We start from the raw sequence: 22,600 nt of genomic DNA on the forward strand, positions 1-22,600 counted from the left end.
GCCATCTCGGAAATGACGCTACAAAATTAACGAAAAGAATTGGAAATGCCAAAGAAAAGAACGACTTTCTTTAGTTTAAGATACAAAAAAGCCTTTCAGCATCTGAAATACTAAAAGGCAAATTTTATTCTAAGACAGTTTGAAGTTCTAATATTATAGCACTGTCAGAACTATTCCTCCTCTTCTCTAAGTCTTTTCAAAAATTCATCAGCATCCATCGGCTTAGTCCCATTCTTCTTATGAGCTTCCAGTTCATCAAGAGCACGGTTGAGGCTTTCTGCCACATAGGCTTCCTGCTCTGCCTGGCTCATATAAGTTTCCTGGTAACTGTTTCCTGATTTGGAGATAGAACTGGCTAATTTATCAGCATAGTCTTTGAGCTTGGCGACAAATTCGTCAAGCGTATATTGACCTGTAGAAGGTACTTGAAACTGAATATTAATCGTTTCCATCTTATTCCTTTCTTTTAAATTAACGCCACAAAATTAACGAAAAGATTTGGAAATGCCAAAGAAAAGAACGACTTTCTTTAGTTTAAGATACGAAAAACATTCAACAACAGATTTTGAATGTAGCAAGCTACATGATACAAATAAAATATGTAATCTGCAAGATGCATCATTTTTTCCTTTTCAACCCAGCCTAATAAAACAAGGGAACGAACTGCATCGCAACGCAGCCCGCTCCCTTATCTATACAGATGATTGAATTTAATCAACCTTTTCGATAATCTTCATTCCCTCTTCCACTGCCTGCATGTTCAGCGGAATCAAACCATGATGGCGCTCTGGCAATGACTTGTAAAGCGCCTTGTTCAAACCATCGGTGCTCACAACAGGACAAACCTTCAGCAGACCGCCCAAAACAATCATATTGAACACCTTGGAGTTTTTCATCTCGGCAGCCTTGTCCATCGCATCAATGCGATAAATGGTGATGTCCTTGCGCTGTGGAGGATTCATCACACCATAGCCATCATAAATCAGGATGCCGCCTGGCTTAATCTTCGGCTCAAACTTGTCGAGCGACGGCTGGTTGAGCACGATGGCTACATCATAATGGCTCAGGATAGGCGAAGAGATGCGACTGTCGCTCACAATGACCGTTACATTAGCTGTACCGCCACGCTGCTCTGGTCCGTAAGCAGGCATCCAGGTTACCTCCTTATCCTCCATCAGTCCTGAATAAGCCAGAATCTTTCCCATAGAGAGAACACCCTGACCGCCAAAACCGGATATAATGATTTCTGTCTTCATTGTTCTAATCTTTTGTAAATGCCAAATTCAACATTCAACATTCAACATTCAACATTACATGTTCGTTGTATCCTTCAGGTCACCCTTAGGATACTGCTTAAACATGTTCTCTTCCATCCACTTGTTAGCCTCAACAGGTGAGAGTTTCCAACCGCTGTTGCAGGTAGAAACAATCTCTACCAGGCTGGAGCCCTTGCCCTGCATGCTTGCCTCGAACGCCTTGCGGATAGCCTTCTTTGCCTTCTTGATGCTTGCCACGGTCTCCACACTCTGGCGGGTTACATAACAAGTACCCTGCAGATGGCTTGCCAACTCGGTAATATTGAGTGGATAACCATGAAGATCAGCCTCTCTACCATAAGGACAGGTAGCAGTCTTCTGACCCAAAAGCGTGGTTGGAGCCATCTGACCGCCGGTCATACCATAGATGGCATTATTGATGAAGATGATGGCGATATGCTCACCACGGTTCAGGGCGTGGATAGTTTCGCAGGTACCGATGCACGCCAAATCGCCATCGCCCTGATAAGTGAAGACAAGACGATCAGGCCACAAGCGCTTGATACCCGTAGCTACAGCAGGTGCACGACCATGAGCAGCCTCCTGCCAGTCAATATCCAAATAGCGATAAGCAAAGACAGCGCAGCCCACCGGACATACGCCTACCGTCTTATCCTCCATGCCCATCTCCTCGATAACCTCGGCAACGAGCTTATGAACTACGCCATGCGAACACCCCGGGCAATAGTGCATCGGGGTATCGTTCATCAGCGTAGGCTTCTTATATACCAGATTCTCTGGTGAAATAATATCATTCATTTTATTTAATTTATAGTTAATAGTTTACAGTTTATAGGAGGCTATACCCTATCAACTGTTAACTATTAACTGTTAACTGTTTTAATGCTTCAACGATTTCCTCCGGCTCCGGTACGATACCGCCCAGACGACCAAAGTGCTCCACAGGAGTCTGACCATTCACAGCCAGTCGCACATCCTGAACCATCTGACCGGCATTGATTTCTACAACCAGAATGCCCTTCTTGGTCTTGGCGAGTTCATGAATCTCCTTTTCAGGGAAAGGCCAGAGGGTGATAGGACGGAACAATCCTACCTTGATGCCCTGCTCACGCGCACTCTCGATGCTCTTCTCGGCAATACGTGCCGCACTACCGAAGGCTACAATAACATAGTCGGCATCATCCATCTGCTCGGTTTCATAACGAACCTCGGTTTCACGGATTTTTCTGTATTTCTCCTGAAGAGCAATATTGCGCTCCTCCATCACCTCAGGCTTGAGTTCCAGAGAGGTCATGATGTTGACTGGACGATTCTTCGGACGGCCGATGGTAGCCCAAGGACATTCCTTCGCAATCTCCTCCTCGGTACGTCGAGGCTTGACAGGAGGCAGAACCACCTTCTCCATCATCTGACCAATGACACCATCGCTCAGAATCATCGCAGGATTGCGATACTTAAAGGCAAGCGTAAAGGCGAGATCAACGAAATCAGCCATCTCCTGAACAGATGCAGGAGCCAGCACAATCACATTATAGTCGCCATTACCACCACCGCGGGTAGCCTGGAAATAATCACTCTGGGATGGCTGGATGGTACCCAGACCCGGACCGCCACGCTGCACATTGACGATAACGCCCGGAATCTCAGCACCTGCCATGTAAGAGATACCCTCTTGCATCAAAGCCACACCCGGACTTGAAGAAGTGGTAATGACACGCTTACCGGCACCGGCGCCACCATAAACCATGTTGATAGCCGCCACCTCACTTTCAGCCTGCAGAACCACCATACCTGATGTTTCCCATGGCTTGAGCAGAGCCAGCGTCTCTATAATCTCACTTTGAGGTGTGATAGGATAGCCGAAGAAACCATCCACACCACATCTGATACAGGCATGGGCTATCGCCTCATTGCCTTTCATTAATGTAACTTCCTGATTTGCCATTATTTAGTCCTCCTTCTTACGATAAACAGTGATACAGCCGTCCGGACACACGATGGCGCACGAAGTGCAACCAACACACGCATCAGGTACAGCTGCCTCTACATAACGGTAACCATGCACATTGACTTTTTTCTCTGCCAATGCGATGACATGCTGAGGACAAGCCTCCACACAGAGCGAGCATCCCTTGCAACGCCCGGTGTCGACTACAATAGCCCCTTTAATCTTACTCATATTCTAATTTCTTACTAATTATCTTTACCATTGGAGTAAACAAAGCTCCTGCTGTCCACATGTCGGTTGTTATGGATTGTAGTAGTCTTTGCAATAAAAGCTCATGATATCATCCAGCATCTCCTTGGCTGCTACGGCAGGGCTCTCCGGATCGAGGGCAATGGCCTCCATATAGCAGTCGAGGGCACGCTTAAAGTCACCCTGCTTGCGCCAGGCGTTACCTTGCTGATAATATTCTTCTGCTGTCATTTACTCTTTTCTTTTTAAGTTTTGCTCTGCGAAATTACTAATTTTCGGCTAAGAAAAAGAATATAAGCCTAAGATTTAAACTATATTAATGTAGTTTTTCACAAAAATGCGCACACTAGAATTCAGTGTGCAATTTTTATGAAAGATGTACATTATTTCTACTAAAATATTCTATAAAAACACAATTTGCCATTTACCGCAGTTTTTTACGATAAATGACAAGCAGTACGATTCCCCTCAACAGAAGGTAGAGAATGAAGGCCAACCACAGGGCATGATTGCCCAGAAAAGGATGCAAGCCAAAGAACAGACCGAAGAACGAAGCCGAGGCTACGGCGGTAGAACAGAGCATCGACTTAGACTGAGTGATGCCTACAAAGATGCCATCGAAGACGAATGCTGACATGCCAGACAGCGGAATCAGCACAGCCCACCAGAAATATTCGCCCGATGCAGCTATCACCTGCTTATCGCTCGTGAGCAAAGAGAGGAAATTCTCGCCACCCACTATATATAATAAGGTGAAACCTACAGCCACGACAGCTCCAAAACCCATCGTTCTTCTAACCACCTCGCGAAATGCCCCCATGTTGCGGGCTCCATAATACTTGCCGCTCAACGCCTCTGCCGCATAGGCAAAACCATCCATAAAATAAGAGAAGATGGTAAAGAGCGTCATCAGCAGCGTATTCACAGCCAGCACGATGGTACTCTCCCTGGAACCTGCCGCCGTAAAGAAGAGGTTGACCGCCACCAGACAGAGGGTGCGGAGAAAGATATCCTTATTGAGCGAGAAAAACTGCTTCAGCGGTTCGGCAGCAAAGAGATGCCGGCGATAGTCATACTTGCTTAACCGGCGATAACAGATGCGATAGAACAGACATGCCATCAGGAATCCCCACCATTGGGCTATGACTGTTCCGAGCGCCACACCTTCTACCGTCATACCGCCGACAAAGACCAGCAGCAGAGAGGCTATGATGTTCACCACATTCTGCGTCAGCGATACCATCATCGGAATGCGCGTGTTCTGCATACCGATAAACCAGCCCGTAAATCCGTAGAGTCCGAGCACTGCCGGGGCTCCCCAGATACATACATAACAGTATCTTCGTGCCAGTTCCACGACATCCGCTTCCGGCGACATCGCCCACAGTCCGCAGCCTATCAGCCATTTCTGGAGAACGAAGAACAGCACTCCTATCCCCACACCGATACTGAGAGAGCGCACCAGGAGCCTCAGCACCTCAGCCAAATCTCTCCTTCCCAAAGCCTGCGAAGTCATTCCGCTGGTTCCCATTCTCAGGAATCCGAAAAGCCAGTAGATGACATTGAACAGCATCGACCCCACGGCAATGGCTCCGATGTAAGCCGCATCGCCGATATGCCCGACGATAGCGACATCAACCAAACCCAAAAGCGGTACCGTGATATTGGATATTATCGACGGCACCGCTAATTGTAATATTCGTTTATTCAACATTAAATTTTATATTTCGCAGCCTGCTCCTCAATATAGGCAGCATCGCTGAAATAGTCGATACGCATAGCCTTGCGAACCTCATCCATGGTCTGGGCTGCAAACTCGCGGGCATCCTCGCTACCCTTCTTCAGGATATTGAATACCTCAGGAATATCCTGCTCAAACTCATGACGGCGGGCACGGATTGGGTCGAGCATCTTGTTGATGACGCTGTTCAGGAACTTCTTGCAGGTGCCGTCACCGATACCACCCTTCACATACTGCTCCTTCAACTCATCCAAAGTCTTGAACTCAGGCCAGAATTCAGCGAAGTCCTCAGGAGTAGAGAATGCCTCGAGATAGGTGAACACGGCATTGCCCTCCAGATGTCCCGGCTCTTCCATGCTCATACGTGGCTCACCATTAGACATCTTCTTCACCTTCTTCCAAACGGTCTTCTCGTCATCGCTCATATAGATGCAGTTGCCGAGACTCTTACTCATCTTCTCCTTACCGTCAGTTCCAGGAAGACGACGGCAGCAGGCAATCTCTGGAAGCAGAATCTCCGGCTCTACCAAAACAGGTGCATAAGTCTGGTTGAAGCGGCGAACCAACTCGCGGGTTACCTCCAGCATAGGCTCCTGGTCCTCACCGGCAGGCACGGTTGTAGCCTTGAAAGCGGTGATGTCGGCAGCCTGACTCACAGGATAGCAGAAGAAACCGAGCGGAATGTTTGCTTCGAAGTTACGCATCTTGATCTCAGTCTTCACGGTTGGGTTACGCTGAACACGAGATACGCTGATGAGGTTCATCAGATAGGTAGTCAACTCAGCCAACTCTGGAATCATACTCTGGATATAGAGTGTACACTTCTGTGGGTCAAGGCCCGCAGAGAGATAGTCAAGAGCCACCTCTGTAATGTTCTGGCGAATTTTCTCAGGATTGTCGGCATTATCAGTCAAAGCCTGAACATCTGCCATGAAAACGAACATTCTGTCGAAGTCGCCAGCGTTCTGAAGTTGTACTCGGCGCTGCAGAGAGCCGATGTAATGACCCAGGTGAAGTTTACCTGTAGGACGGTCGCCCGTCAATATAATCTTTCCCATTTTCTTGCAATTTATTATTATTTTTGTGCAAAGGTACAACAAAATATTGAGAAACTGCAAGAAATGGTAAAAAAATAACAAAATGAGCGGGAGAAGGAAGGGATATCAGAACGAAAAACGGGGCACCCCTTTGGATGCCCCGCCACCAATTAAAATAATTGATTGTCGCATTATAAACTTACCGTACTACTTAGCGATCATGATCGTTACACGGTTCTCTGCGTTTTCTGCAAAAGGCTGCACACGTGCACCCTTAGATTCTTCTGTAATGCGCTCTGAAGGTATATTATATTTCTTTGTCAGCATCCAAACCACAGCTGCAGCTCGCTTTGCAGCGATGCGGTCGTTGATGACGTCATTGCCTGTACCCTTGTCTGCATAGCCGGTTACTACAACCTTTGCCTCTGGGTTCTTGTTCAGGAAGTCAACCACCCCACGGATCTTAGCATCCTCAGCAGGAGCAATCTTGTAAGAATTGATGGTGAAGAAGATGTCACGGCGAATCTCCTCTACCTTCTTCTCTACAGGAGCTGGCTTAGGCTCTGGCTTAGGAGCTACATATTCCTGCTTAGGAGCTGGTGCCGGAGCAGGTTCCTCTACCGGCTTAGCCTTCTTGGTATAGCTCTTGCCCAGGTTGATGCGTACACCTGCCAGTGCATTGAAGTACCAGTCAGGGTTATCTGCCTTCTTAGAGTTGTACTTGTCTGAAATCATGTTGGCATTGCCTTCGAGCATGATGCTCACAGCCTTGCTTACCTTGAATTCCAGATCGATACCGGCTCTGCCGTATGGGCGAACCTTCTTTCCCTGCCAGAGATATTCCAGCAGATAGTTGCTCTGATTCTTGATGTTGGCAGCCAGGTCGTTTACCTCCTGGTTAGCTCCTGCCCAGTTGATACCACCACCAACGAAGGCAGTAGCGCTAAACACGCGGTTCGGGTTCCAACCACAGAAGAGGTTAGAGAGGTTGAACATGAAGTCCAAACCCGGAGCTACATATTTCCATTTGTAGCTGGCGGTATACGGAGTACCGTCCTTGGTAGCCTTGTATCCGTTCCATCCGCCCTTGCTCCAGATACCGTTAATCTGACCACGGAGTCCGAAAACAGGAGAGAACTGGTAGCCGATGGCACCCTGGAAGTTAGGAGAAAGCAGGTCTGAGAAGCTTGCCTCACCCACAGTATATTGCCCACCAGCCTGAATATCCAGGAACCAGTGGCGCTTAAACTGATATTCGTTTCCGTCCTTGTCTGTGTAGGATGCTTGCGCCATAGCGGCTGTAGAGCCGATGGCTAACATGGCTGATACCATGAATATCTTGACGGTTTTCATATAGCTTATTGTTTTAGTTTTTTCTCACGCATCTCTTTGTTGAATTCTTGTGTCATGGAGTCTTTCTTGACACCATTGATAATAGTTCTGTCACCACTGTTCGTGTCAACTATGCATAATTTCCAAGAGTCGAAGTATTTGATAGGTTTGAAGTAGAATACAGTTTTTATTTCTGGCACATTGTCATGTGCAGGTTCTATGATAGCTGTACATTTTACCTCATTGTTTTCCGCCTCACTGAACTTTATGTAGTCGATGTTATGACTTCGTATCGGCAAAGAGTTGAGGAGAACTTTCATTTTCTCCATTGCTTTGTTGTCTATCGGTTGTGGTTCTTCACCATCTGCTTCATCGTTATTTTCATAAAGCATTCCTGCAGCTTCCCCAATCTGTCCATTTTCTGCATAATTGAAGAATTGATCTACCAGTCTGATTACTTCCATGGAATCAGTATTGGTCATTTCTTTTTCGAATGCAGTAAATTTCTCAGGTTTTTCTTTAGACTTGCTTTTACAGCCAGAGATGGAAAATGAAATAAACAATAATAGCAAAACTCCTAAGAGTACTTTCTGATTCTTTTTCATGTTATGTTCTACTTTAAGAGAAAAGGCAGGCATGCTTTAAGTCATGCCTGCCTAAACTAATACTGAAAGCTTATTATTTTAAACCAGGCCTTATATTAGTGCTTTCTTGCACCTACAGATGTGGCCTTGATTGTAGCTTCTACCTCTGTCTTGATGGTACCCCACTCGTAAGTGATAGTAACAGGGAACCATGCATGGAAGGTACCTACTGTCAAACCGTTGTTGATGTAAGTGATAGTACCATACTTACCTTCGGTGATATTTTGGCCATTTACGTTTACATCATTATATACGAATTTAACCTCAGATGTGATATCGCTGAGAAGCTTTCTTTCACCATTCAAGTCTGTTTCAACCTTCTTGGTATCAATTTCAATCTTGCTAACCTTATAGTAATCGAAATAGTCAACACCCTTTGTAGCCTTGTCTACATTAAACTTATAACCACGCCAGTCAACAAAGTTCAAATTGAGCTTCTTCACGTTACCATCAGTCTCTGCATCATTGAATGCCTCGATAGAGCCATCCTTAACAGTGATTGGACGGAGGAACTTCACATTGAATGTGTTGTTCTCTACAGGTACGTTGATATTATCACAGAGGGTAGCCTTTACTGCAACTTTGGCAGTCAATGTATTAGCCAAGTCTGTTGGGGCATACTTATTCAAGAGTTCCTTAGCTACAGCTGTAGTGGCTAAAGTAACAACTCCATTCTCGATAGATGCTACCATATTTGTTGCGTTCTGTGAAGCCTTTCCTGCAACTGAATACAACTTATGGGCATCTTCCTCACCAGCATAGAGCTTATAACCATCAACAAATACGATATCTGCCTTAAGGTTGTCATTCAAGTCTTTATAAGCACCTGTCAACTTAGCTACTGCAAGCTTGTTGCCATTGAGACCCTTCTTGATGTCGAATTCATACTTGTCTGTATTGTCAGCAGCTACAAGCTGAACATTGCCATGGATTTCATCATAACCAGAACCTGCCTCTGCGTTATTTGCAGCATACCAGTTACCCTTAATCTTGTTCTCTGTGTTAGAGAAAGATGTCTTTGGATCATTATTGATAGCATCTGGGTTCCATGTGAATGTAATCAAGATGTGCTCATACTTAGCGGTATTATCACTCTTCAAGCTATAACGAATCTTCGTAGTAGCAGACTTGGTCTTGCCATCCTTGAACAGATCGTATGCTTTGTTGGCTGCGATAGTCCAAGAGAGAATCTCAGTCTCTTCGTCAGCACCATCTGTTTTAGTCTGAGAAATCTTTCCGATGTACTTGTCTGCAGGAAGAGCTTCGTCCTTTTCGCCACCATATTGGGTAGCATCGGCTTCACCACCATCAAGCTCATACTTTGCCTCGAAGTCGGCCTTTGACATACCGAGTTTAGCGATAATCTGCTCCTCTACGTCGTGCCACTTAAGCTCCTGGATTGTTTGGTTGCCAGTACACTTGATAGTATAAGTCTCAGTGCTAGGCTTTAAATCGATGCTTAAAGGTGTGTCGATAGTCTCACCTGATGTGATGTTTACCTTAACATAGCCTACAGCAACAATCTTGTTGTTTACAGCATCCTTCAAGGTAACACGAACCAATGGCTTACGACCGATAGTAGCCTCGCTCTGAGTATACTCTTCCTTAACCTGCTTGCCATCCTTTGGCATCTGAGGGCGAAGAACGGTACCATTAATCCATGCGTGAGCACTCTGAGATGTAGAATTTTCACCTTCTTCGTAACCAACCAATTCGAATGAATACTCGAAACCTGCATCTTTCTTCAACTGACCATCGGCAGCATTGCCATCCCAACTAATGCATTTATCATCAGAGTTGATTCTTACAGTATTAATCTTCTCTGCAAGGTTCACAGAAGAGTTCCATGGAACATCAATCTGAGCACCTGCATCGATAGCTGCTTGAGCTGAAGTGTAGAGATGTGTCACACTTGCAACGCTTGAAGCGTGCTCGTGATTGTCAGTTGATACGAGGTTAAGAGCCAAGCCTTTATAGATATTTGCTCTTACAGCAGCGAAGTCTGATGTTACACCATCATTGTTAGTACCTTTGTACTTCAATGCAAGAACTGTAACCTGCTCGTCGTTATTAATATCCTTGATAGCATCGCCATTGTACTTAGCTTTGACAACCAATTCTCCCTCGTTATTAGTTGCACTAGATATAACGAAGTTTCTTGTAGTGTTGGTTTCGTCAGCACGAGTGTACTTCTTGTCATACCATACAAACTCGAAGTTCTCTGTCTTGGTTTCAATCTTAGAGTTCTTAGGATTCAAGAAATATGTAGCAGCCATTTCTGGAGCATAACGGAACACATTATCAGCATTAATAGCCTCAGCCTTGTCGGTACTCATGTCTTTGTCAGCGTCTGCTGCTGCAGGAACCTTAAGAGGAATGTACTCCATTGTCTGAAGCTCCAATGCCTCAATGCCCTGATAGTAGAACTCTGGACTGAATACCAAAGACTTCAAGTCAGTAGTCAGGTTAATTACCACCTGCTCACCAGCTTCATTCTTAACACCATTCAATGTAAGAGCATCCTTAGTCCAAGTTGCGGTAATGATACCAGGAGTCATATAAGTAACACCTGAATCATATGCAGCCTTATCACCATCTCCATAAACGAAGAATGTACCGGTTTGTGGGTTTGGAACATAGTACTTACCATCCTTACCAGGAGTTCCAGCTGTGCCTGCAGCACCATTAGTACCTACAGCCTTCCACTCTTGCTTTGTGTCATTCTTGTACCAATAGCCATCGTCACCGATCTTCCAAACGTCAGCGTCCTTACCTGGAGTACCTGGGGCACCTGCAGCACCAGCTTCACCTTTGGCTCCGTCCTTACCATTTGTGATAGTGTACTCTTTACCATTACTCAAGGTAAGTTTAACACCATTCTCTACAGGGTTAACACCTGTCAGAATTGCACCATTGTCAATTTGACCCTGGATCTTACTTACCATCTCATTCAACTTGTCAATCTGAGACTGCAAGCTGCTGATGTCATCGTCGTAATCTTTACAAGAAGTAAATGTGCTTACCGAGGCAATTGTCAATGCACCCACAAGCAGCGCGCTAAAATACTTTCTTTTCATACGGTAATAATTTATAAAGTTATACGATTTTCCTAGCCTTTCGGCAGGAAGTTATTAATTAATTCTCTATATCGAATCAAGAGTTCCGTTTGATGAAAAGAGTCTGCACTCTTAGAAAAGTTCTTTTTTTCAGTTTCAAAGGTCCTCTTAGAAAAGTTATTTTATCGTTCTTAAATATCGTGGCTTTTATCACCACTTAGTGTTTATCGTTCTTAAATATTGTGGCTTTTTATCGCCACTCAGTTCTTATTGTTTTTATCATATCTCCAGCCGGGAGATTTTTCATGTTGCAAATATAAGTATATTTTTCGAAACTTGCAAGTTTTTGAGCATTTTTTTTCAAAAAAAGGCTATTTTTCTTATGTTTTTTATAAAATAGCCCCCATGTTGGGCTTCTAATCCGTCCATTTTCCCTGTTTTCCTCCATTTTTCCGATATAAAACCTACACCTTATTATATATAGGGGTGATTAACGACCCTACACCTTATTATATATAGGAGCTTCATACAATTCGGAGGTTGGGTGCTAAAGAATAGGAAAGAGATAAAAAACAAAGCGATATTTTTAGAAACTTTTCTCCACTGACAAAACGTGATTCTATGATCAGATTTGGCATTATTAAATATAAATATGTTAAAGAATCCACTTTAGAATGATTTTTCTTGCTAAAAAGTTTGTATTGTCAATGATTATTCGTATCTTTGCAGCAACAGAATCCGCCACGCTTCCCATTAGAACAGCGAACCAGGGCGGGTCTTTTGCTTTTTATGAGTACATTAAGATTATACACTAAGCAGGCTCTTTCTATTTCTGAACAAATAGAACTACTAAAAAGTAGAGGCTTAAATATTGCTGATTCATCCAAGACTGCAAAATTTCTTGGAGAGGTCAGTTATTTTCGTTTTGTTCAATACCTTCGTCCAATGGAGGCAGATAAAACTTCACATCAATTTAAGCCTAATAGTAGATTTGAAGATGCCGTAGCTCTCTACAACTTTGATATGGAGTTGAGAGACTTGATGTTCAAAGCTATCCAACGATTAGAGATAGCTTTGCGCACAAAAATTATACAAGAGTTCTCATTGGAACATGGACCATTTTGGTTCTTTGATACAAGCCTTGCTGATGACGAACATAAGTTTATTGAGAATATGAACTCCATAGACAGAGAGCTTCAACGTAGTAAAGAGGACTTTATCAAGGAGCATAGGCGCAACTATGACAAGCCAATTTTCCCACCAGCATGGAAAACTCTTGAACTGGCATCTTTCGGTACGCTTTCAAAACTCTATTACAATTTCTGTGACAAGAAATTGAAGAAGCGTGTAGCTCGTCAGTTCAATCTTCCTCAGCATGAGGTATTGGAAAGCTGGATGCGTAGCGTAACTGTCTTGAGAAACTGTTGCGCTCACCACTCACGCCTCTGGAACCGTTATCTTTCTACAGCTCCTCAAATGAGCGCTTCTTTACGTGGTGCATGGGTGAACATAGAAGGTGTAGATGCAAACAAAGTATATGCTATAGCCTGTTGTATTGCATATTGGCTTGATTCCATGGGATACGGATTGGACTTCAAGAACAAGCTCAAATCCTTACTCGCTTCTTATTCACAGGTAGATCCGACCGCTATGGGTTTTCCTGAAAATTGGATTTCCGAGCCCCTATGGAGATAACTTTACAGACTCAAAAACAAGTTAGTCTGTCGGCAGTGAACTTTTCACTATCGACTGCTTTTTAATTAACGGCCCTACACCTTATTATATATAGGAGCTTCATACAATTTGGAGGTTGGGTGCTTAAGAATAGGAAAGAAGTATAATATTTCAAAGAGGGTGTGTCATCAGTCCATGACGCACTTTCTTTTACCTTTAATAAAGGCTGGACAGTAAGCCCCGAACGCCTAACAGACTAGCGAATCGTATTATACCAAGCCGTCTCATTCTGATAACTCAAGTGCTTCATTCTGATAACTCAAGTACTTCATTCAGCTAACAGAGCTATTTCGTTCAGCCAACGCAGCCATATTATTCAGCCAACGAAATTGACTCTTCCACCCAACGCAGTCGAATCTTTAACCCAGCGCAGTCGAATCTTCCGCCCAGCGCAGTCGTATCTTTAACCCAACGCAGTCATATCTATCGACTCAATGAAACGTATAAACTTGTTAAATGACGTACATGATTTCATCTACTTACTTAAACTGGCTGCACATTACACCTTATCATATATACTGTCATTGATGTGAATATCGGAAAAGTATCTATGACGATGTGATAGACAGATACAACGATATGCTTATCGAAGCTATCAGTATATGAGAGGGAGGTAGAGTTTTTCCGCCAACGATGCAGGAGAAATTACGTCGTGACGCAGTTTCAGGAGCATCCTACCCATTATCAAGTAAGGCTCTTTTGAAGTTCGAAAGAGCCTTTTTGGGATTTCAAATAAGCCTTTTTTGAATCTAAAGTAAGCCTCACTTCCATTTTTGGTGATAAAAAGACGAAAAAAGGGGCTATATTGAACGCAAAAACCCTTGTTTTGTTCAGTCGTTGCACCAAGCGTTCCAATGAATAGAAAAACAAAAAGTAAGCAAGAAGCACCTGAATATCAGCCAATTACGCCGGTTTTTGTACACCTAGGGTGTGGCAATAGGTGACAATAAGGTGACAATAGAAATAGGGCATATTGCCACTATTAAACCATTGTATGCCAGTAAGTTAATATGCGTGTGGCAAATGTGGCAATAAAATCGAGAAAAAACTTTTTCTCATGCAGATATTCAACCTCTATAACCTCTTTTGTGGCTGGAACCCGAACCGTTTAATTGGTGGCGGGGCACCCAAAGGGGTGCCCTGTTTTTCGCTCACCATATATCCATAAGCTGACGCAAGTACTTGCGAAGAGCAATGAAGCCTGTTTCGAAGGACATCGAAACAGGCTTCATTTTTTTATTCTAGAATTCTGCGTTCTTGGGTGTACGTGGGAATGGAATCACGTCGCGGATATTCTGCATACCGGTTACGAAGAGAATCAGACGCTCGAAACCGAGACCGAAACCTGCGTGTGGGCATGAACCATACTTACGGGTATCGAGATACCAGTTCATATCCTTCATAGGGATGTTGCGAGCCTCTATCTCACCCATCAGCTTGTCATAGCTCTCCTCACGGACAGAACCACCGATAATCTCACCAATCTGTGGGAACAGTACGTCGGTACCCTGAACGGTCTGACCGCTCTTGCCACCGAAACCACTCTCCTCCTCGTCTATCTTCATATAGAATGCCTTGATAGCCTTAGGATAGTTGGTCATGATAACCGGGCGCTTGAAGTGCTCCTCTACGAGGAAACGCTCATGCTCTGAAGCCAGGTCATCACCCCACTCGCATGGGAACTCAAACTTCTTACCGTTGGCAATAGCCTCCTGAAGGATACGGATACCCTCGGTATATGGAAGATGAACGAAGTCGGAATTCAATACGCCTTCCAGACGGGCAATCAGACCCTTGTCAATCATCTTGTTCAAGAAAGCAAGATCGTCCTTGCAATGCTCCAGTGCCCAACGGATACAATACTTGATGAAGTCTTCCTCCAACTCCATCAAACCGTCCATATCCAGGAAAGCAACCTCAGGCTCTACCATCCAGAACTCAGCCAGGTGGCGAGGAGTATTACTGTTCTCTGCACGGAAGGTTGGACCGAAGGTATAGATGGCGCCGAGTGCTGTAGCACCGAGCTCACCCTCCAACTGACCGGAAACGGTCAATGAAGTCTGCTTGCCGAAGAAATCATCAGAATAGTCAATCTTGCCATCCTCGGTCTTCTTCAGGTTGTAGAGGTTCTTGGTTGTAACCTGGAACATCTGACCAGCACCCTCGCAGTCGCTGGCTGTGATGAGCGGAGTATTGAAATAGAAATATCCATGCTCATGGAAGTAGGTGTGGATAGCCATCGCCATGTTGTGGCGGATACGCATTACGGCACCAAAGGTATTGGTACGGAGACGGAGGTGAGCATACTGACGCATGTACTCGAAGCTCTGTCCCTTCTTCTGCATAGGATAGTCGCTGCCGCAGAGACCGTAAATCTCGATGCTCTCGCACTGGATCTCAACACTCTGTCCGGCACCCTGGCTTTCTACCAGCGTACCTACGGCGCTGATACAAGCACCAGTAGTAACCTGACGGAGCTGATTCTCATCGACCTTTGATGGGTCGACTACTATCTGAATATTATTAATAGTAGAACCATCGTTAAGAGCGATAAAATCGACTGCTTTGCTACTACGATGGGTACGAACCCATCCCTTGACATTCACGATTGAGCCGTAGGCTGTACTCTTGAGCAAGTCTACAACTTTAGTTCTTTTTACTTTTTCCATTGTTAATATTAATGCTTCAAGGAGTTAAAGAAATTAAGGAGTTAAGGAGTTAAGACAATTGTTACAAACCAAGAATCCTTACCATATAAAAACTCCCAGCTAATAAAGCACTTGTCTTAACTCCTTTCAACTCCTTAACTCCATATTATTGTTTTTTATTCAAAAGCACCCATGCGGAGCATGTCTACCTCCTTCTCAGTAAGGAAGCGCCAGTCACCGCGACGGAGATTTTTCTTAGTCAAACCTGCGAACTGTACACGGTCGAGCTTGGTAACACGATAGCCGAGGCTCTCGAAGATACGGCGCACGATACGGTTCTTGCCACTATGAATCTCGATGCCAACCTGTGCCTTGTCGCGATCATCAGCATACTCTACAGCATCTGCCTTGATCTCACCATCTTCCAAGGTGATACCCTCACGGATCTGATCCATATCGTGAGCTGTCAGGTTCTTATCGAGGTGAACGTGATAAACCTTCTTCTTCAAGAACTTAGGGTGAGTAAGCTTAGAAGCCAGGTCACCATCGTTGGTCAAGAGAAGTACACCTGTTGTATTACGGTCGAGACGGCCTACAGGATAGATACGTTCAGGACAAACATCCTTTACGAGGTCCATCACAGTCTTGCGCTGCTGAGGATCATCGCTGGTTGTAACATAATCCTTTGGCTTGTTGAGCAATACGTATACCTTCTTCTCCAAAGTTACAGGAGCGTCGTGGAACTTCACCTCATCGGTACGAAGGATCTTGGTACCCAACTCGGTAACTACCTCACCATTGACAGTTACCAGACCAGCCTGGATGAACTCATCAGCCTCACGGCGAGAGCATACACCAGCATTGGCGAGGAACTTGTTCAAGCGCAATGGCTCTGTTGGGTCGATGTTCTCCTCCTTATATTCGATACGCTTCTTCATGCTATACTTAGCATTTGGATCGTAACCAGGAGTGTGCTGACGGAAACCGCCACCACGGTTGTTGCCATAGCCACCACCCTGTGGACGGCCATAACCGCCACGGTTGTTGCCATAACCACCCTGCTGAGGACGACCATAGCCGCCACCACGGTTGTTGCCATAGCCGCCACCCTGTGGACGACCATAACCACCACGGTTGTTATTACCATAACCACCCTGCTGAGAACGAGACTGGTAGCCGCCCTGCTGGCGTGGCTGATAGCCACCCTGCTGACGAGGCTGATAACCACCCTGCTCATCATTATTGTTGTAACGAGGACGATAGCCACCCTGCTGAGGACGAGACTGATAGCCTCCCTGCTGACGTGGCTGGTAGCCACCACGGTTGCTGTTACCATAACCACCACGGCTCTGATAGCTGCTGCGCTGTGGACGCTCGCTGCTGCCTGTACTCTGCAAGACAGCACCGAAACCTTCAGGACGGAAACCGCCTTCGCTGTTACTGCTACTTCTGTCGCTGCTGTATGCGCGATGTGAATTGATACGAGGACGCTGTGTGCGACCTACTGGTCGATAACTCTTCTGATAACCACCTGCTGGGTTGTAGCCCTCACGGGTTCTCTCATTCTCAGAAGACTGACCTTGAGGTTTGTTTTCAAATTCTGAATCCATTTTCTTAAAATACTTAATAGCCTCACGGCTGGGTTAATAAATCTAATTTTTACTTATATATATGTACTAAAACTACAAAATTCCTTTGTGTATATTAGATACCTGTATAATTGCTTGGTGTGATTGCCATCAGTTCAGCCTTAACACTATCACTCACATTCAATCCCTGGATAAACTCATGAATAGTTTCCTCAGTCATGTGCTGGTTGGTACGTGTCAACGCCTTCAATGCCTCGTAAGGATGTGGATATGCCTCACGGCGAAGGATAGTCTGGATAGCCTCAGCTACAACTGCCCATGTATTATTCAAATCTTCCTGCAGTTTCTCCTCGTGAAGAATCAGTTTACGCAAGCCCTTCAATGTACTCTGGATAGCAATGACGCTATGACCGAGAGGCACACCGATGTTACGGAGTACGGTACTGTCAGTAAGGTCGCGCTGCAAGCGGCTAACCGGAAGTTTCTGTGCCAAGAACTGAAGAATGGCATTGGCTATGCCCAGGTTACCTTCACTGTTCTCATAATCGATAGGGTTCACCTTGTGAGGCATCGCACTTGAGCCTACCTCACCTGCCTTGATCTTCTGCTTGAAGTAATCCATAGAGATATACATCCAGAAGTCACGGTCTAAGTCGATGATAATGGTGTTGATACGACGGATGGCGTCAAAGATAGCGCCAAGGTAGTCATAGTTACTGATCTGTGTGGTATACTGCTCGCGTTCCAAACCGAGTTTTTCGCTGACAAACTTGTTACCGAATGCTTTCCAGTCATACTGTGGATAAGCTACATGGTGAGCATTGTAGTTACCGGTAGCACCACCGAACTTAGCTGTAATCTTGCAAGCCTTGAGAGAATTGAGCTGCTCGGTAAGACGGTAAACATAAACCATGATTTCCTTGCCCAGGCGGGTAGGTGAAGCAGGCTGTCCGTGAGTCTTAGCCAACATAGGCACATCCTTCCACTCATCAGCATAAGTCTGGAGCTGTGCTATCAGCTCTTCAACCTGCGGATTGAAGCACTCTTCCAAAGCCTCTTTTACAGAGAGAGGCACACTTGTGTTGTTGATATCCTGAGATGTCAAACCAAAATGGATAAACTCCTTGTAAGCATCCAAGCCTCCGATCTTATCGAGTTCTTCCTTGATAAAATACTCAACAGCCTTTACATCGTGATTGGTAATCTTCTCGATGTCTTTTACGCGCTGTGCTTCATTTTCGTCAAAATTACGATAAATGTCACGCAGACGTTCGAACAGCGACTTGTCGAAAGAAGCAAGCTGTGGCAAAGGTAACTCGCATAGAGTAATGAAGTATTCAATCTCTACGCGTACACGATAACGAATGAGAGCATACTCTGAGAAGTAGTTAGCGAGCTGCTCTGTTTTTCCCCTATAACGACCATCAATTGGTGATATGGCAGTCAATAAATCTAAATTCATAACAATACGTATTATATATAGGGTGCAAAATTAATAAATTATCGTGAGAAAACAGAGAAAATAGTGATAAAATAATTTAAAAGCAAAAAAAAGGTCTCTCAACGTTTGTTGAAAGACCTTCACCATTGTGGGCGTTGACGGATTCGAACCGCCGACCCTCTGCTTGTAAGGCAGATGCTCTAAACCAGCTGAGCTAAACGCCCTCTAAAAAAAGTCCCTGCAACCACAAAAGTGAATCACAGGGAACACCCCCGTGGGCGCTGACGGATTCGAACCGCCGACCCTCTGCTTGTAAGGCAGATGCTCTAAACCAGCTGAGCTAAGCGCCCTTACTTTTCGTAAGCGGTTGCAAAGGTACGACTTTTTTTTGGTTCCACCAAATTTTTCAGAAACTTTTTTCGTTTTTTCTTCAAAAAAGTGCATTTTCTGGTGTTTTTCCTCAATATTCAGGGTAAAAACGGTCAGTTTTTGCATTTCAATTGCCAAAAACAGCCAACCAAGAGAAAGTACCTACGATGGGACAGCAAAACCTCTTTCAACTCCAAAAGGTACTTATTGAGAAAGAAAAGTTCTTTTAAGAAATTCAAAGAAACAAAAAAGGCATTCTTCACGAGGAAGAATGCCCTATTCTATTTTTATACCTTATATTATATATACTGTATAATTACTCACCAACCTGAACAGTTGCACGACGGTTGTAAGAAGCAGGAGTCAAATCCTTAACACCACCGTTAGCCTTAACTACGATGTTCTCCTTAGCAACACCCAACTTAACGAGCTCTTCAGCTACCTTCTCAGCACGAGCCTTAGAAATCTTCTGGTTAACAGCTGCAGAACCAGTAGCGCTGTCAGCATAACCGTTAACTACCAACTTAGCGTTGTTGTCCTTAGCATACTGAGCGAGAGCCTGTACGTTTACGAGATCCTTCTTAGAAGCAACCTTAGACTTGCCGATGTTGAAGAATACAGAAACTGGAGTAGCAACATACTCCTTAACTGCCTTTTCCTCTACAGGCTTCTGGTTGTTCAAGAGATTCTTCAAACGGTCGTTCTCTGCATTAGCATCGTTCAACTTAGCATTGAGAGCGTCGAGTTCTGACTGATGAAGAGCGTTGATAGCATCAACATCTGGAACCTTGTTCCAAGTAGCCTTACCCAAGTTGTATGTAACACCGACCTCAACATTCAAAGAACGGTCGTGACTTGCAATCACATTGTCGATAGAGCGAGATGTGCTAGGCTTAGCACCTGCCAATACACCTGTGTAACCATCATAGTCGTTAGCACCTACTGCATAGTTTACATCAAGGTTGACAGCCCACTTGTTATTGATCTTGAACTCGTTCAAGATACCAACACCAACTACAGGAGCATAGCAGTTAGCGCTCATGTTACGGTTAATACCAAAACCTGCGTAAGGGATGCAATCCCAAACACGAGCCTCGTTGTAACCACACAACATATTGCTAACATTGAACAAAACCTGCTCATTCAAAGTCCAATACTTATTTGCATTTGTTGACTTATTCTCAGAAACTACTGTACGGCCCCAAACGCCATTGAACTTGGTACGGAGACCGAGACCTGGTGTGAACCACTTACCTACAGCAACAGAGAAACCGAGATTGTTTCTGAAGCCCTTGAGTGGGCTCTTAGAGAAACCATTGCCCTCTTCCTGGTTGCCCCAGAATGCAGAACCAGCAACGTTTGCCTGAACAAACCAATTGCTCCAGAAAGAATTTGTTGCAACGCTATACTTCTCAGTAGTTGCTGCATCCTGAGCCATACAGCCCATTGTTACGCTAGCCAATGCTAGCACTGCTAATAACTTTTTCATAACTTTACAATTTAAAAATCAATTTATATATATATATACCTTCTGAATGATGGAGCAAAGATAATACTATTTTTTGAAATAACCTTCATTTTCTAAAAAAAATAGCAATTTTCGTTAACTTTTTTAAGTAAAACGGGATTTTTCCCTGCTTTTAACCTAAAAGATGCTCTATTTCCTGCTGACGGAGGATACAAAGTACCGACTTTCCGTCGGGCGTATAATTGACATTCTGGCAGGCAAAAAGATCATTCACCAGCCCCTCCATCTCTTCATTACTCAATATCTGCCCCTGAGGTATTGCAGCCTGGCGAGCCAGACTCAAAGCCAAAGTCTGATTGATTTCATCAATGGCTGATACGCCCTTTTCTACTGCAGAAGAAACCATGTCCTGTACCAGTTTAAGAGGATTCAATCCTTCAAGTCCGCCAGGAACTGAATTTACGGCATAGCTTCCGCCTCCAAGATCTTCCAGTTCAAAGCCCATCGATTCCATTTCAGGCAGGATCTTTTCAAAGATTACCTTCTCAGACATCGGGAACTGCACAACCTCAGGAAAGAGGACTTTCTGTGAATGAAAGGTCCGGTCAGCCAACTGGCGCAAATACTGTTCGAACAAGACACGCACATGGGCACGATGCTGGTCGATAATCATCAATCCCGATTTTACCGCAGTCATGATATACTTACCTTTATACTGATAATGGGCTGGCGATTTCTCTGCAATGATACTGTCTGGCGTATTATCCCGACTAGAATCATCGGAAAACACCATGGTCTGTTCCATCCCCTGCACATCATCCTGATTTTTGAGTCCTTCATAAAGCTGTTCCCATTTTTCATCCACCTGCGGTTTCGACTTAGGAACAGAGAAGCCTGATCCCATAGGGACTGCTCCCGTGGAAGAGGAAGACTTGAACGGATTATAACCAGGATTCAAACTGATCTTCGGTGCAGCAGCCGTACTCATCTCAGGATTGTAAACAGGGATGTCCGGTTTATCCTCGGTATCGAAATCAATGGTAGGTACATCATTGAACATACCGATGGACTCCTTGACTGAAGCCGAGAGGATTTGCCAGATAGCCTGCTCATTCTCGAATTTGATTTCAGTCTTCGTAGGATGGATATTCACATCAATATCCTTCGGATCTACATCAAAATACAGAAAGTAAGGCACCTGTTCACCCTGAGGAACCAGACGGTCATAAGCAGCCATCACAGCCTTATTGAAATAAGGATGTTTCATGTATCTCCCGTTGACAAAGAAGAACTGATGCACACCTTTCTTTCTGGCAGATTCAGGTTTGCCCACAAATCCAGACACCTTACACATAGTGGTTTCTACATTTACCGGCAGGAGTTCCTGATTGAAACGCTTGCCGAAGACATCGAGAATGCGCTGACGCAAATTAGCGGCACGCAAATTGAATACTTCGGTACCATTGCTATGTAAAGTAAAGGTGATTTGAGGATTTACCAATGCAATCCGCTCGAAAGCCGTCAGAATATTGTTCAACTCTGTAGAATTGGACTTCAGGAACTTCCTTCGCGCGGGTACATTATAAAAGATATTGCTGACAGAGAAGAGGCTTCCCACAGCACAGGAGCATGGCTCCTGTTTCTCATATCGGGAACCAGAAATCCGTATCAGGGTTCCTATCTCGTCGGTAGCCTGTCTTGACTTCAGTTCTACCTGAGCCACAGCAGCTATAGACGCCAAAGCTTCGCCACGGAAGCCCATGGTGCGAAGTGCAAACAAATCATCAGCCTTACGGATTTTGGAAGTAGAATGACGTTCGAAAGCCAAACGAGCATCTGTTTCAGACATACCTTTTCCATCATCTATCACCTGGATGTTGGTACGGCCAGCATCGGTAACTGTGACATGGATATTCCTGGCACCCGCATCGACTGCATTTTCGACCAGCTCCTTGATAACTGAAGCCGGACGCTGTATAACCTCACCTGCTGCTATCTGATTGGCAACAGAATCGGGTAAAAGTTGAATAATATCACTCATCTCTAAATATTTATCATATAAGAAAA

The 22,600-nt window shown here is 44.6% G+C and carries 17 protein-coding genes and 2 tRNA genes; 1 reads left to right on the forward strand and 18 read right to left on the reverse strand.

Annotated elements, in window-relative coordinates:
- Positions 1-170: 170 nt before the first annotated feature.
- From NQ544_RS08800 to NQ544_RS08850, 11 genes are all read right to left on the reverse strand, one after another.
- A complete protein-coding gene (locus NQ544_RS08800) occupies positions 171-452 on the reverse strand; it encodes a hypothetical protein (RefSeq protein WP_006848317.1) in 282 nt (93 codons plus the stop codon).
- A 258-nt stretch (positions 453-710) separates the two neighbouring features.
- On the reverse strand, positions 711-1,256 hold the full coding sequence (locus NQ544_RS08805) for a 2-oxoacid:ferredoxin oxidoreductase subunit gamma family protein (RefSeq protein WP_006848319.1): 546 nt from the start codon (positions 1,254-1,256) through the stop codon (positions 711-713).
- A gap of 54 nt (positions 1,257-1,310) precedes the next feature.
- Positions 1,311-2,075, reverse strand: a complete 765-nt coding sequence (locus NQ544_RS08810) for a thiamine pyrophosphate-dependent enzyme (RefSeq protein ID WP_006848320.1) — start codon at positions 2,073-2,075, stop codon at positions 1,311-1,313.
- 58 nt (positions 2,076-2,133) lie between these two features.
- Positions 2,134-3,222, reverse strand: a complete 1,089-nt coding sequence (locus NQ544_RS08815; RefSeq protein ID WP_006848321.1) for a 3-methyl-2-oxobutanoate dehydrogenase subunit VorB — start codon at positions 3,220-3,222, stop codon at positions 2,134-2,136.
- 3 nt (positions 3,223-3,225) lie between these two features.
- Complete coding sequence (locus NQ544_RS08820; protein WP_006848322.1) at positions 3,226-3,456, reverse strand: 4Fe-4S binding protein; 231 nt, start codon at positions 3,454-3,456, stop codon at positions 3,226-3,228.
- Positions 3,457-3,525: 69 nt separating this feature from the next.
- Positions 3,526-3,705 carry a tetratricopeptide repeat protein gene (locus NQ544_RS08825; protein WP_006848323.1) on the reverse strand — a complete coding sequence of 60 codons (180 nt, stop codon included), beginning with the start codon at positions 3,703-3,705 and terminating at the stop codon, positions 3,526-3,528.
- A 193-nt stretch (positions 3,706-3,898) separates the two neighbouring features.
- Positions 3,899-5,188, reverse strand: coding sequence for an MATE family efflux transporter (locus NQ544_RS08830; protein ID WP_006848324.1), 1,290 nt, complete (start codon positions 5,186-5,188; stop codon positions 3,899-3,901).
- Complete coding sequence (gene trpS / locus NQ544_RS08835) at positions 5,188-6,273, reverse strand: tryptophan--tRNA ligase (protein WP_006848325.1); 1,086 nt, start codon at positions 6,271-6,273, stop codon at positions 5,188-5,190. Before trpS ends, NQ544_RS08830 begins: the two co-directional genes overlap by 1 nt.
- Before the next feature lie 186 nt (positions 6,274-6,459).
- Positions 6,460-7,605 (reverse strand): OmpA family protein, encoded by a 1,146-nt coding sequence (locus NQ544_RS08840; protein WP_006848326.1) that lies wholly within the window; start codon positions 7,603-7,605, stop codon positions 6,460-6,462.
- A gap of 5 nt (positions 7,606-7,610) precedes the next feature.
- Entirely contained in the window at positions 7,611-8,189 is a 579-nt protein-coding gene (locus tag NQ544_RS08845) for a hypothetical protein (protein ID WP_153134124.1), read from the reverse strand.
- Between the two features lie 95 nt (positions 8,190-8,284).
- Positions 8,285-11,305, reverse strand: a complete 3,021-nt coding sequence (locus NQ544_RS08850) for a PL29 family lyase N-terminal domain-containing protein (protein WP_006848328.1) — start codon at positions 11,303-11,305, stop codon at positions 8,285-8,287.
- Between the two features lie 924 nt (positions 11,306-12,229).
- On the opposite strand from NQ544_RS08850, the gene NQ544_RS08855 reads away from it, so the two are divergent.
- A complete protein-coding gene (locus NQ544_RS08855) occupies positions 12,230-12,979 on the forward strand; it encodes an Abi family protein (RefSeq protein ID WP_244263576.1) in 750 nt (249 codons plus the stop codon).
- Between the two features lie 1,280 nt (positions 12,980-14,259).
- Here the strand turns inward: NQ544_RS08855 and asnS are convergent.
- The 7 genes from asnS to mutL all read right to left on the reverse strand — a co-directional run bounded on the left by asnS (position 14,260) and on the right by mutL (position 22,574).
- Positions 14,260-15,687, reverse strand: a complete 1,428-nt coding sequence (gene asnS, locus NQ544_RS08860) for an asparagine--tRNA ligase (protein WP_006848333.1) — start codon at positions 15,685-15,687, stop codon at positions 14,260-14,262.
- Between the two features lie 155 nt (positions 15,688-15,842).
- Positions 15,843-17,276 (reverse strand): pseudouridine synthase, encoded by a 1,434-nt coding sequence (locus tag NQ544_RS08865; RefSeq protein WP_040553403.1) that lies wholly within the window; start codon positions 17,274-17,276, stop codon positions 15,843-15,845.
- A gap of 94 nt (positions 17,277-17,370) precedes the next feature.
- Positions 17,371-18,717 (reverse strand): adenylosuccinate lyase, encoded by a 1,347-nt coding sequence (purB, locus tag NQ544_RS08870; RefSeq protein ID WP_006848336.1) that lies wholly within the window; start codon positions 18,715-18,717, stop codon positions 17,371-17,373.
- Positions 18,718-18,845: 128 nt separating this feature from the next.
- A tRNA-Val gene (locus NQ544_RS08875) sits at positions 18,846-18,920 on the reverse strand.
- 51 nt (positions 18,921-18,971) lie between these two features.
- Positions 18,972-19,046: transfer RNA gene (locus NQ544_RS08880), tRNA-Val, on the reverse strand.
- A 335-nt stretch (positions 19,047-19,381) separates the two neighbouring features.
- A complete protein-coding gene (locus NQ544_RS08885; RefSeq protein ID WP_006848338.1) occupies positions 19,382-20,554 on the reverse strand; it encodes an OmpA family protein in 1,173 nt (390 codons plus the stop codon).
- Between the two features lie 151 nt (positions 20,555-20,705).
- Complete coding sequence (mutL, locus tag NQ544_RS08890; RefSeq protein WP_006848339.1) at positions 20,706-22,574, reverse strand: DNA mismatch repair endonuclease MutL; 1,869 nt, start codon at positions 22,572-22,574, stop codon at positions 20,706-20,708.
- Positions 22,575-22,600: the final 26 nt, after the last annotated feature.

The sequence above is a fragment of the Segatella copri DSM 18205 genome, assembly GCF_025151535.1.
Classification (GTDB): Bacteria; Bacteroidota; Bacteroidia; order Bacteroidales; family Bacteroidaceae; genus Prevotella; species Prevotella copri.